The organism is Mycobacterium lehmannii, assembly GCF_002245535.1.
Classification (GTDB): Bacteria; Actinomycetota; Actinomycetes; order Mycobacteriales; family Mycobacteriaceae; genus Mycobacterium; species Mycobacterium lehmannii.
In genome coordinates this window covers 102,258-114,200 of sequence record NZ_NKCN01000002.1, presented here as the reverse complement: position 1 = coordinate 114,200, position 11,943 = coordinate 102,258, and the positions used below count along the sequence as shown (strand labels likewise).

Sequence of the window (11,943 nt, the reverse complement as noted above, 5' to 3'; positions counted from 1 at the left end):
CGACGGCCACGAGCCACGCTTTCCCATAGCCGAACGCGCCTCGAACGAGTGAATTCATGGCTGTGGTTGCCCCTGACGACGGATTCCGTGCACAATCACTGGCATGCCTACCCCGGGTGCTACGCACGGTCTCGGCCCCGTTTCGTTCCGACTAAACCAGTCCCGTCCCGGTGCTGCGTTCCAGCTCGACGATCTGAGCAAGCAGATCATCGAGAAGCTGCAGCAGGACGGACGACGCTCGTATGCGGGCATCGGCAAGTCGGTCGGGCTGTCGGAGGCCGCCGTCCGGCAGCGGGTGCAACGCATGGTCGACGCCGGCGTCATGCAGATCGTCGCCGTCACCGATCCCATGCAGCTGGGCTTCGCGCGCCAGGCGATGATCGGCATCCGCTGCACCGGCGACACCACCAAGATCGCCGAGAAGCTGGCCGCCATCGAATCCGTCGACTACGTGGTGCTCACCGCCGGATCCTTCGACGCCATCGTCGAGGTGGTCTGCGAGGACGACGACGACCTGCTCGACCTTCTCAACACCCAGATCCGTGCCCTGCCGGGAGTGATATCCACCGAAACGCTCGTGTACTTGAAACTTGTTAAGCAACAATATAATTGGGGCACTAGATGACTACAACCGATATCGCGCAGGAGGTTTCGGCCGAGCTCGGCGCGAAAGCCAACCGTCACCTGTGGGGTCACTTCGCGCGGCACGGGGCCGGTATCACCCCGCCGATCATCACCCGCGGTGAGGGCGTCACGATCTGGGACAACAACGGCAAGAGCTACATCGACGGGCTGTCGGGGCTTTTCGTCGTACAGGTCGGTCACGGCCGCCGGGAACTGGCCGAGGCCGCTGCCAAACAGGCCGAGCAGCTGGCGTTCTTCCCGCTGTGGTCCTACGCCACGCCGACCGCGATCGAACTCGCCGAACGGGTCGCCAAGTATGCGCCCGGCGACCTGAACCGGGTGTTCTTCACCACCGGCGGCGGCGAAGCCGTCGAGTCGGCGTGGAAACTGGCCAAGAACTACTTCAAGCTGACCGGCAAACCCGGTAAGCACAAGGTGGTTTCGCGGTCCATCGCCTACCACGGCACACCGCAGGGGGCGTTGGCGATCACCGGATTACCGGTGTTCAAGGCACCGTTCGAGCCGCTGACGCCCGGCGGTTTCCGAGTGCCCAACACCAACTTCTACCGGGCCCCCGCGCCGTACCAGGACGACGAGAAGGCGTTCGGGCAGTACTGCGCCGACCGCATCGCCGAAGCCATCGAATTCGAGGGGCCCGACACCGTCGCGGCCGTCTTCCTCGAACCGGTGCAGAATGCGGGTGGCTGCTTCCCGCCCCCACCAGGCTATTTCGAGCGGGTCCGGGAGATCTGCGACGAGTACGACGTGCTGCTGGTGTCCGACGAGGTCATCTGCGCATACGGCCGGATCGGGTCGATGTTCGCCTGTGACGATTTCGGTTACGTGCCCGACATCATCACCTGCGCAAAGGGTTTGACGTCCGGCTACTCGCCGATCGGCGCGATGGTCGCCAGCGACCGGCTGTTCGAGCCGTTCAACGACGGCAAGACCACGTTCGCGCACGGCTACACGTTCGGCGGGCATCCGGTGTCGTCGGCGGTGGCGCTGGCCAACCTCGACATCTTCGAGCGCGAGGGCCTCAACGACCACGTCAAGGAGAACGCGCCGAGATTCCGGGCCACCCTCGAGCAGTTGTACGACCTGCCGATCGTCGGTGACGTTCGCGGCGAGGGCTACTTCTACGGCATCGAACTCGTGAAGGACAAGGCCACCAAGGAAACCTTCAGCGACGAGGAGTCCGAGCGGCTGCTGCGCGGCTTCTTGACCCCGGCGCTGTTCGAGGCAGGCCTGTACTGCCGCGCCGACGACCGCGGCGATCCGGTCGTGCAGTTGGCCCCGCCACTGATCAGCGGCCAGAAGGAGTTCGACGCGATCTACCAGATCATGCGCGATGTGCTCGCCGACGCCGGCCGCCGCATCTGAATTTGCGCGAAATTGCATTCCAGCAGCGAAAGTACGAGTAACTGCCTGCTGGAATGCCATTTCGGCGAGACTGGCGGCGTGTCCACCAAGCCGATGCCGAAGAAGCCGCCGATCGATCCCGTCCGCTGGCAGCCGCCGCCCGTCGATCCGCTTCCGGATCTGCCGTCGGCCGACCTGACCGTCATCCCGCTTCCGGGCAACGCGCCCGAGGACGTGGTCGTCCACGCCGACGGCGCCATCTGGGCAGGCGTCGACGACGGCCGCATCCTGCGCATCACCCCCGGCGGTGGGGACCCGGTCGTCGTCACCACGACCGAGGGCCGGCCGCTGGGCATGCACGTCGCCCACGACGGCCGCATCCTGGTCTGCACCAGTCCCGGCGGCCTGCTGTCGCTCGACCCGGCCAGCGGCACGGTGGAGACGCTCGTGGCTGACGTCGACGACCGGCGATTGATGTTCTGTTCCAACGTCACCCAATCACCGGACGGCACAATCTATTTCACCGAGTCGACGAGCGCGTTCGACTACGCCCATTTCAAGGGTGCGGTGATGGAGGCGCGCCCGCGCGGCAGCCTGTTCCGGCGCGATGCCGACGGCACCGTGCTCACCGCGGTCGCCGGGCTGTATTTCGCCAACGGCGTGACCCCCACCGCCGACGGGTCGGCGTTGGTCTTCGCCGAGACGATGGGGCGCGGGTTGTCGAAGTTCTGGCTCACCGGCGAGCGCGCCGGGTCGGTGACCCCGCTTCGAAAGAACCTGCCCGGCCATCCCGACAACCTGTCCACCGGCGCCGACGGCCGCATCTGGTGCGCGATGGTCTCGCCGCTCAACGCCGCCGCCGAATGGCTCGCGCCGCGCTGGCCCGCGTTGCGCAAGCTGCTGTGGAAGCTGCCCGACAAGCTGCAGCCCCAGATCAAGCCCGAGGTGTGGGCGGTGGCGTTCGATCCGGAAACCGGTGACGTCGTCGCGGGCATCCGCTGCGAGCATCCGCGGTTCGGCATGGTGACCGGTCTGGTCGAGTCCGAGGGCCGGCTGTGGATGGGCAGCATCGGGTTCCCCGCCGTCGCGCACGTCGACATCGCGTCGCTGTCGCTCCGCTAAGTCACAAATGAAACTCAAGTAACACCAGTCACAGCGCGCCTACGCGCGATCAGCCCGTTCGCGGCTTAATGTGCGGTCACGATGGCGAAGTTTCGAATTCCGCTGCAACGCGCCGCCGTACTGGCCACAGCCTTGTTCGTGGCCGCGGGACCGGCCGTGGCAAGCGCGCAGCCGCCGGCGGCGCCCGAGGCGAGCGCATGCCCGTACCGCGAGGTGACACCACCCGCGGTCGACGCCTCCGAGGTCCCCAAGCCCGGTCAGGCACCGCCCGCACCGCTGCCGGTGCCGGCCACGCCGATGGGCGGTGAGAAGCTCTCCGGCTGTGGGGTCATCACCGCGCCGGGCACGCCGCCGCTGCCGAACGACATCTCCGCCGAGGCGTGGCTGGTGGCCGACCTCGACTCCGGTGACGTCATCGCGGCCAAGGATCCGCACGGCAGGCACCGGCCCGCCAGCATCGTCAAAGTGTTGACCGCCATGCAGGCGATCAAGGAACTGCCGCTCCACAAGGTCGTGCCCGGCACCGCCGAGGACGCCGCCCAGGAGGGCACCAAGGTCGGCGTCGGCGAGGGCGGCCACTACTCGATCAACGACCTGCTGCACGGGCTGCTGATGTACTCGGGCAACGACGCCGCGTTCGCACTGGCTCGCCAGATGGGTGGCTGGGACGCCGCGCTGCACAAGCTCAACGACCTGGCCCGCAAGTTGGGCGGCCTCGACACCCGGGTCGCCACGCCGTCCGGGCTCGACGGTCCCGGCATGAGCACCTCGGCCTACGACATGGCCCTGTTCTACCGGTACGCCTGGCGCAACCCGGTTTTCAGCGACATCGTGTCGACCCGCGCATTCGACTTCCCCGGCCGCGGCGATGTCGGCTACCCGATCGAGAACGACAACAAGCTGTTGCTCAACTACCCCGGTGCGTTGGGCGGTAAGACCGGCTACACCGACGACGCCGGGCAGACGTTCGTCGGTGCCGCCGACCGCGACGGCCGTCGGCTCGTCGCGGTGCTCCTCAAGGGCACCCGCCAGCCGATCGCACCGTGGGAGCAAGCCGCGCATCTGCTCGACTACGGGTTCGCGACGGCACCGGGCACCAGCGTCGGCACACTGATCGAGCCCGACCCATCGTTGCTGGGAACCAAACCGGACGGCGATGGCACCAACCCCGCGGTCAGCGCGGCCCCGATGATGTCGGACATCGACGCGATGCCGGTGCGGGTCGGCGTCGGGGTGGTCGGCAGCGTGATCGTGTTCTCGTTGATCATGGGCGCACGGTCGCTGAACCGGCGCCCGCAGCACTAGCACCAGCGGCGCAACAACAGTTCCGCATCGGCGCAGAGCCGTTCGACCACCTCCGCCGCGGAGCGCGATTCTGCGACCATGCCGACGCCCTGCCCGGCGTTGACGGGCGCCACCCGGTAGTCCTCGGCGGCCGCAGCGGCGGCGAGTTCGGCGCGGGCGTCGGCATCGATGAGTTCGTCGCGACCGTCGAAGCGGTCGACGAATTCGTTGCGGAGCACCCGCTCGGGAAGCGTTGCCGGCCAGGGATACTCGAGCGCGATGTCGAAGACGCGGGTCGTCTCCGTATCGTCGCCGGATGCGCGCAACAGCTGCCGGCGCGCGGCATCGGACGTCGTCGCTTCGGTACAGGTCGTGAACGCGGTCCCCAGCCAGGCGCCCGAGGCTCCGGCGGCCAGCACCGCGGCCAGGCCGCGGCCCGAGCCGATACCACCGGCGGCGAGTACGGGCACCGTCACCGCGTCGAGCACCTCGGCGAGCAACGGCAAGGTCCCGATGCGCGGCTCGCCGTGCCCGCCGCCCTCAGCCCCGCGCGCGACGATCACGTCGACACCGGCGTCGAGCGCCCGTCGCGCGCCGGTCACATCGGCCACTTGCGCGGCGACCGGTACGCCGGCGTCGTGAGCCTGCCCCACCCAGGACCAGTCGTCGCCGAAGCTGACGGCCAGCAGCGCGGGCTTCGCGGCGAGCGCGACCTCCAACAGTTCGGGCTCGGCCGCCGTCACCCAGTGCACGAGCCCGATCCCGAACGGACGCTCGAGCGCCGATACGTGCGGGAACTCAGCCGCCAACTTCGCGGCGGTGGCCGAACTGCCCATGCCGATCATGCCGAGGCCGCCCGCCCGGGACACCGCTGCGGCCAGGACGCCGCCCGCGGTGCCGCCCATCGGCGCATTCACGATCGGCGCGTCGAGTCCCATCCGGCGGGACCAGGGCGTCGCAAGGGGCACGGACGCGACGTTACCGCTTTGCTACGGTGGCCCTGTCAGCAGTTGACACCGGACGAGCGGCGCCGTACCCGGCCAGCGACAAGACGGCGTTTCGGAGGTGTTGCTTCATGCCCTGGGTCATCCTCATCGTGTCGGGTGCGTTCGAAGCCGTGTGGGCCGTCGCACTGAGCAAGTCGCAAGGTTTCAGCCGGCCGATTCCGATAGCGGTTTTCGTTGTGGCACTGATCATCTCGATGGGCGGTCTGGGTATCGCATTGCGGGATCTGCCCGTCGGCACCGGTTATGCGGTGTGGGTGGGCGTGGGCGCCGCGCTCACCGTCGTCTATGCGCTGGCCACCGGCGAGGAGAGCGCATCACCGATCAAGGTGGCACTGCTGCTCGGCATCGTCGGTTGCGTGGTCGGCCTGCAGCTGGTCAGCCAGGGTCACTGACGCCGTCGCAGTCGCGAAATTCCCAACGCGCCAACCGCTCCCGCCGCCGCGGCCGCCAGCACGCCGCCGACGCCGACACCCTCGTGCACCTGCACCCGGGGGGTGATCTGCACGAGCCCGGGCGGCGGGAGCGGTGCGGCCTCCATGTTCTCGATCGACGTCGCCGCCCACGCCGTGGCGAAGAGGATGAGCCGGGCGGTGATGTAGGCGAACACCATCAGGCCGAGCACCGGACCGAACGTCGCTCCGGCCGGGCCGGTCACCACCGAACGTAAGTAGATCGACGCCACCTGTTTGAAGACCTCGAACGCCACCGCCGCGAGCACCCCGGCCCGCATCGCCGAACTGAAGCTGATCGACTCGCGGGGCAACCGCGCGATGATCCAGGTGAACAGCAGCCAACTGATCAGCACCGAGATGGCCAGCGAGATCACCCGCAGCAGAATGCTCATGCCCGGAACATCGCCCAGCCCAACCCATTCGACGGCCTTGCGGGCCAGCCCGGAGCTGCTCACCACGGTCAGCGCGATGGTGGCCGCGATCGCCAGGAACAAGCCGGCGATGGCCGTCAGATCCGACAGCTTCGTGCGCACGAAGCCGGGGGTGTCGCGTCGCATCAGGCCCCACATCTGGCTCAGCGCCTCGCGCAGATTGGCCATCCAGCCGAGCCCGGCCCATGCCGCGGTGGCCAGCCCGATGATGCCGACCGAGGTGCGGGACTCGATCGCGGAGTCCATCAGCTCCACGAGTTGTGTGGCGACGTCGCCGGACACCGACGCCCTGATCCGATCCTGGATCTCGGCGAGCAGTTCGGGCTGCCTGACCAGGATGAAACCGCCGACGGCGAAGCCGACCATCAACAGCGGGAACATCGCGAAGACCGTGAAGTAGGTGATGCCTGCCGCGTAGAAGTCACCCTTGCTGTCCTTGTAGCGCTCCTGCGCCCGCATGACGTGGTCGAACCATTCGTGCCGCGCGCGCAGGCGGTCGACGAAGCCCCGCTTCTCTTCCGGCTCCCCCGGAGGTGTCACGCCAGCCTCCCCACGTCAGCCCCCCGGCCGCAGAAACCCCAACCGGTCATATACCCGCCGCAGCGTCGTCGCAGACACGTCGCGGGCCCTTTCGGCCCCCGCCGCCAGAATCGATTCCAACTCGGCCGGATCGGCGAGCAGTTCGTCGACCCTGGCCTTGATCGGTGTCACGAACTCGACGACGGCTTCGGCGGTGTCGGCTTTGAGGTCGCCGTATCCGCGTCCCGCGTAACCGTCGACGAGCTTGTCGATGTCGGTGCCGGTGACCGCAGACTGAATGGTCAGCAGGTTCGAGACGCCGGGTTTGGCGTCGAGGTCGTAACGCACCTCGCGTTCGCTGTCGGTGACGGCCGAGCGGATCTTTTTGGCCGAGGCCTTCGGCTCGTCGAGCAGGCCGATCAGGCCTGCCTCGGTTCCCGCGGATTTGCTCATCTTGGACGTCGGGTCCTGCAGGTCGTAAATCTTGGCCGTCGCCTTCGGGATCATCGGCTCGGGGATGACGAAGGTGTCCGGGAAGCGGGAGTTGACCCGTTGCGCCACATCGCGTGCCAGCTCCAGATGTTGGCGTTGATCCTCCCCAACCGGGACGAGCTCGGTGTCGTACAACAGCACATCGGCGGCCATCAGCACCGGATAGGTGAACAACCCCACGGTGGTGGCCTCGCTGCCCTCCTTCTGCGACTTGTCCTTGAACTGCGTCATCCGCGACGCCTGCCCGAAACCGGTGAAACAGCCGAGCACCCAGGCCAATTCGGCGTGCGCGGGAACGTGGCTCTGCACGAAGATCGTGGCCCGGGCCGGGTCGATGCCCAGCGCGAGGTACTGCGCGGCGGTGACCAGCGTGCGCCGCCTCAGCCGCTCGGGGTCCTGCGGGATCGTGATCGCGTGCAGGTCCACCACGCAGAAGAACGCGTCGTGGTCGTCCTGGAGGCCGACCCACTGCTGGATCGCTCCCAGTGCATTGCCGAGGTGCAGAGAATCGGAGGTCGGTTGGACCCCGGAGAAGACGACGGGTTTCGGCGAACTGCTCATGATCGCCCGATCATTTCACGCGACCGGTATTCGACCGTCACCGGCGCGTGGTCCGACCAGCGCAGCGCATACGCCTCGGCGCGCTCCACCCGGGCGGCGACGGCCCGCTCCGCCAGCGCCTTGGTGGCCAACTGGTAGTCGATGCGCCAGCCGGCGTCGTTGTCGAAGGCGCGGCCCCGCCACGACCACCACGCATACGGACCCGGCTGGTCGGGGTGCAACTCGCGAACCACGTCCACCCAACCCGAGGCGAGCAGTTCGGTGAGCCACTGTCGCTCACCCGGCAGGAACCCGGACTTCTTGAGGTTTCCCTTCCAGTTCTTGATGTCGTTGGTGGTGTGGGCGATGTTCCAGTCGCCGCATACGACGGCCTCGCGGTCGGTCAGCGTCGCCATCCGAGCGGCGAGTTCGGCCGTGAACCGTTCCTTCTCGAGCTGCCGGTTCGTCTCTGCCTCGCCGGTCTGGACGTAGACGCTCGCGACCGTCACCCCGGCGGTGTCGACCTCCAGATAGCGGCCGTGCCCGCCGAACTCGTCGGACTCGAGCAGCCGCGACGCCGAGATCGGGTGGCGCGACAGCACGGCCACGCCGCTGCGGCCCTTGATATGCGGTTCGGCCGACGCGAGGCGCCACCCGTCATCCAGGGCGGGCGCCAATGCGGCGGTCAGCTGGCCATCGTCGGCGCGGGTTTCCTGCAGGCAGATCACGTCGGCGGTGGTCGACGCCAGCCACGGCAGCATGCCGCCGTTCTGCGGTGAGCGCTCTTTGACCGCGGCGCGGATGCCGTTGACGTTGATGGTGCTGACGATCAGCGAGGTCACAGCGGCAGACCATACCGACGCACTTGCGGTACCGCCGGTATCACCTTTACTGTCGGGCTGATGACCGAGCGCGCACCGATCCACGTCGGCTCAGGCGAGCCCATCGTCCTCCTACACCCGTTCATGATGTCGCAGAACGTGTGGAAGAAGGTCGCCCCGCTCATCGCCGACACCGGCCGCTACGAGGTGCTGGCCCCGACGATGCCCGGGCACAACGGCGGGGTGAAGGGGCACCGGTTCCTGGACACCGCCGAACTGGCCGACGACGTCGAACGCAGAATGGACGCGCTGGGCTGGGACACCGCGCACATCGTCGGCAACTCGCTGGGCGGCTGGGTGGCCTTCGAGTTGGAGCGCCGCGGCCGGGCCCGCACGCTGACCGGGATCGCACCGGCGGGCGGTTGGAGCAAGTTCACCCCGGCGAAATTCGAGATCGTCGGCAAGTTCCTGGCCGGCTTCCCGGTGTGGGTGTTCACGCTGGCGTTCCGGCAACGCGTTTTGAAGCTGCCGTTCACGCGCTGGCTGGCGCACTTTCCGATCAGCGCCACGCCGGACCGGTTGTCCGACGACGACCTCGTCGACATCATCGACGACGTCACCCACTGCCCGGCCTACTACCAGCTGCTGGTGAAGTCGCTGCTGACCCCGGGCCTGATGGAACTGGCCGAAAGCGCGTGCCCCACCCACCTGGTGATCTGCGAGAAGGACCGGGTGCTGCCGCATCCGCGGTTCACCCGCCACTTCACCCAGCAGCTGCCGTCGAGCACGCAGGTCACGCATCTCGACGACGTCGGCCACATCCCGATGTACGAAGCGCCCCAGCGTGTGGCCGACCTGATCGTCGCCTTCGTCGACGGCCACGCCGCCGAGCCGCGTGAGGCACTCGGCGGTTAGAGCTTCGTCACCGGCTCGCTCGTCGCGCCCTCCAGCACCGAGTTCAACGTCTTGCTGGGACGCATCACCGCGGTGGTCTTCTCCGGGTCCGGGTAGTAGTACCCGCCGATGTCGACCGAGTCGCCCTGCACCTCGACGAGTTCGTTGACGATCGCATCCTCGTTGTCGGCCAACGACTTTGCGAGATCGGCGAAGTGGTGGGCGAGCTCCTTGTCGTCGGTCTGCTCGGCCAGCTCCTGCGCCCAGTACATCGCGAGGTAGTACTGGCTGCCCCTGTTGTCGAGCTCACCGGTCTTGCGTGACGGGCTCTTGTTGTTGTCCAACAGTTTTCCGATGGCCGAGTCAAGCGTCTTACCCAGCAGAACAGCCCGCTTGTTCTCGGTCTTGCGCCCGATGTCCTCGAAACATGCTCCCAGAGCGAGGTATTCGCCGAGCGAATCCCAGCGCAGGTGGTTCTCCTCGACCAGCTGGTGGACGTGCTTGGGCGCGGAGCCGCCGGCGCCGGTCTCGTACATCCCGCCGCCGGCCATCAGCGGCACGATCGACAGCATCTTCGCGCTGGTGCCCAGCTCCAGGATCGGGAAGAGGTCAGTCAGGTAGTCGCGCAGAATGTTTCCGGTCACGGCGATGGTGTCCTGGCCGCGAATCAACCGTTCCAGGGTGTACCGCATGGCCCACACCTGCGGCATGATCTGGATGTGGAGGCCCTCGGTGTCGTGGTCCTTGAGGTACTCCTTGACCTTCTTGCGCAGCTCCACCTCGTGCGGACGCTCGGTGTCGAGCCAGAACAGCGCGGTCATGTCGGCGGCCCTGGCCCTCGTCACGGCCAGCTTCACCCAGTCGCGGATCGCGGCGTCCTTGACCACCGGCATGCGCCAGATGTCGCCGGTCTCGACATTCTGGGTCATCAGCACCTCGCCGGTGTCGACGTCGACGATGTTGGCGACGCCGTCCTCGGGGATCTCGAACGTCTTGTCGTGGCTGCCGTACTCCTCGGCCTTCTGCGCCATCAGCCCCACGTTGGGCACGGTGCCGATGGTCGTCGGATCGAACTGCCCGTGGGTCTTACAGAAGTTGACCATCTCCTGGTAGATCCGGCTGAACGTGGACTCGGGGTTGACCGCCTTGGTGTCCTTGGTCCGCCCGTCGGCGCCGTACATCTTGCCGCCGAGACGGATCATCGCGGGCATCGACGCGTCGACGATCACGTCGCTCGGCGAGTGGAAGTTTGTGATGCCGCGGGCCGAATCCACCATCGCCAGTTCCGGGCGGTGCTCGTGCACGGCGTGGATGTCCTGGACGATCTCCTCGCGCTGCGAGGCGGGCAGCGCCTGGATCTTGTCGTAGAGATCGGACATGCCGTTGTTGACGTTCACGCCGAGCTCGTCGAGCACCTTCTGGTGCTTGGCGAACGCGTCCTTGTAGAACACCTTCACCGCGTGGCCGAACACGATCGGGTGCGACACCTTCATCATCGTGGCCTTGACGTGCAGCGAGAACATCACGCCGGTCTTGTAGGCGTCCTCGATCTGTTCTTCGAAGAATTCGCAGAGCGCCTTTTTGCTCATGAACATGCTGTCGATGATGTCGCCGTCGTCGAGCGCCACCTCCGGCTTGAGCACGATCGTCTCGCCGCTGTTCGTTTCGAGCACCATCTTGACCTTGCGGTCCTTGTCCAGGGTCATCGACTTCTCGCCGTGGTAGAAGTCGCCGGTCTTCATGGTCGCCACGTGTGTGCGCGAGGCCATCGACCACTCGCCCATGCTGTGCGGGTGGCGACGCGCGTACTCCTTGACCGCCTTGGGGGCGCGGCGATCCGAGTTACCTTGCCGCAGAACCGGGTTGACCGCGCTGCCGAGGACCTTGGCGTAGCGTTCCTTGATCTCTTTTTCTTCGTCGTTCTTCGGCTCGCCGGGATAGTCGGGAAGGTCGTAGCCCTTCCCCTTGAGCTCCTTGATCGCGGCCAACAGCTGCGGCACCGAGGCGCTGATGTTGGGCAGCTTGATGATGTTGGTGTCGGGATTCTCCGTGAGTTCGCCCAGCCGCGCCAGGTTGTCGGGCACCCGCTGCTCGTCGGTGAGCCGGTCGGAGAACTCCGCGAGAATGCGTGCGGCCACCGAGATGTCACTGGTCTCGACGTTGATGCCCGCCGGCTCGGTGAACGTGCGAATGATCGGCAGGAACGCGTAGGTCGCCAGCAGCGGCGCCTCGTCGGTCAGCGTGTAGATGATGGTCGGCTGCTCGGCAGTCATGTGGGGTTCTCCCGGCTCGCTAATCGGTTCAGGCCTCGGTCAGTCGACTACCAGTATTGCGCCGTACCCGGTGCTCTGTGTGAGCCAGGGGGTCCGCCGGGAAGGACTGTGATCCGTTACCG

11 protein-coding genes and 1 riboswitch are annotated in these 11,943 nt (G+C 67.1%); of the genes, 6 read left to right on the top strand and 5 right to left on the bottom strand.

Annotation, left to right across the window (positions count from 1 at the left end; translation table 11 throughout):
- Positions 1–103: 103 nt before the first annotated feature.
- From CEX87_RS02980 to CEX87_RS02965, 4 genes are all read left to right on the top strand, one after another.
- Complete coding sequence (locus tag CEX87_RS02980) at positions 104–625, top strand: Lrp/AsnC family transcriptional regulator (protein WP_064394236.1); 522 nt, start codon at positions 104–106, stop codon at positions 623–625.
- Positions 622–2,007, top strand: a complete 1,386-nt coding sequence (locus CEX87_RS02975) for an aspartate aminotransferase family protein (RefSeq protein WP_094285905.1) — start codon at positions 622–624, stop codon at positions 2,005–2,007. Before CEX87_RS02980 ends, CEX87_RS02975 begins: the two co-directional genes overlap by 4 nt.
- Positions 2,008–2,100: 93 nt before the next feature.
- Positions 2,101–3,108, top strand: a complete 1,008-nt coding sequence (locus tag CEX87_RS02970) for an SMP-30/gluconolactonase/LRE family protein (protein ID WP_094286199.1) — start codon at positions 2,101–2,103, stop codon at positions 3,106–3,108.
- Positions 3,109–3,189: 81 nt separating this feature from the next.
- Complete coding sequence (locus tag CEX87_RS02965) at positions 3,190–4,413, top strand: D-alanyl-D-alanine carboxypeptidase family protein (protein ID WP_094285903.1); 1,224 nt, start codon at positions 3,190–3,192, stop codon at positions 4,411–4,413.
- On the opposite strand, the gene CEX87_RS02960 is transcribed toward CEX87_RS02965, so the two are convergent.
- The gene (locus tag CEX87_RS02960; RefSeq protein ID WP_198957153.1) at positions 4,410–5,330 is read right to left on the bottom strand and encodes an NAD(P)H-dependent flavin oxidoreductase; all 921 of its coding nucleotides are present in this window, start codon (positions 5,328–5,330) and stop codon (positions 4,410–4,412) included. The two genes, CEX87_RS02965 and CEX87_RS02960, sit on opposite strands and share 4 nt — an antisense overlap.
- Positions 5,331–5,389: 59 nt before the next feature.
- A riboswitch (guanidine-III (ykkC-III) riboswitch) is annotated at positions 5,390–5,453 on the top strand.
- 14 nt (positions 5,454–5,467) lie between these two features.
- Between CEX87_RS02960 and CEX87_RS02955 the strand changes: the two genes are divergently transcribed.
- Positions 5,468–5,791 carry a DMT family transporter gene (locus CEX87_RS02955; protein ID WP_064394241.1) on the top strand — a complete coding sequence of 108 codons (324 nt, stop codon included), beginning with the start codon at positions 5,468–5,470 and terminating at the stop codon, positions 5,789–5,791.
- Here CEX87_RS02955 and yhjD read toward each other — a convergent pair.
- Genes yhjD through CEX87_RS02940 form a run of 3 tightly spaced genes read right to left on the bottom strand, consistent with a single transcriptional unit; the run spans position 5,785 to position 8,666 of the window.
- On the bottom strand, positions 5,785–6,822 hold the full coding sequence (gene yhjD / locus CEX87_RS02950) for an inner membrane protein YhjD (RefSeq protein ID WP_233151260.1): 1,038 nt from the start codon (positions 6,820–6,822) through the stop codon (positions 5,785–5,787). The two genes, CEX87_RS02955 and yhjD, sit on opposite strands and share 7 nt — an antisense overlap.
- A gap of 15 nt (positions 6,823–6,837) precedes the next feature.
- The gene (gene trpS, locus CEX87_RS02945; RefSeq protein WP_064394243.1) at positions 6,838–7,854 is read right to left on the bottom strand and encodes a tryptophan--tRNA ligase; all 1,017 of its coding nucleotides are present in this window, start codon (positions 7,852–7,854) and stop codon (positions 6,838–6,840) included.
- Positions 7,851–8,666, bottom strand: a complete 816-nt coding sequence (locus CEX87_RS02940) for an exodeoxyribonuclease III (RefSeq protein WP_094286195.1) — start codon at positions 8,664–8,666, stop codon at positions 7,851–7,853. The genes trpS and CEX87_RS02940 overlap by 4 nt, the downstream gene beginning before the upstream one ends.
- A gap of 69 nt (positions 8,667–8,735) precedes the next feature.
- Between CEX87_RS02940 and CEX87_RS02935 the strand changes: the two genes are divergently transcribed.
- A complete protein-coding gene (locus tag CEX87_RS02935; protein ID WP_064394244.1) occupies positions 8,736–9,569 on the top strand; it encodes an alpha/beta fold hydrolase in 834 nt (277 codons plus the stop codon).
- Here the strand turns inward: CEX87_RS02935 and CEX87_RS02930 are convergent.
- Positions 9,566–11,821, bottom strand: coding sequence for an NADP-dependent isocitrate dehydrogenase (locus CEX87_RS02930; protein WP_064425241.1), 2,256 nt, complete (start codon positions 11,819–11,821; stop codon positions 9,566–9,568). The two genes, CEX87_RS02935 and CEX87_RS02930, sit on opposite strands and share 4 nt — an antisense overlap.
- Positions 11,822–11,943: the final 122 nt, after the last annotated feature.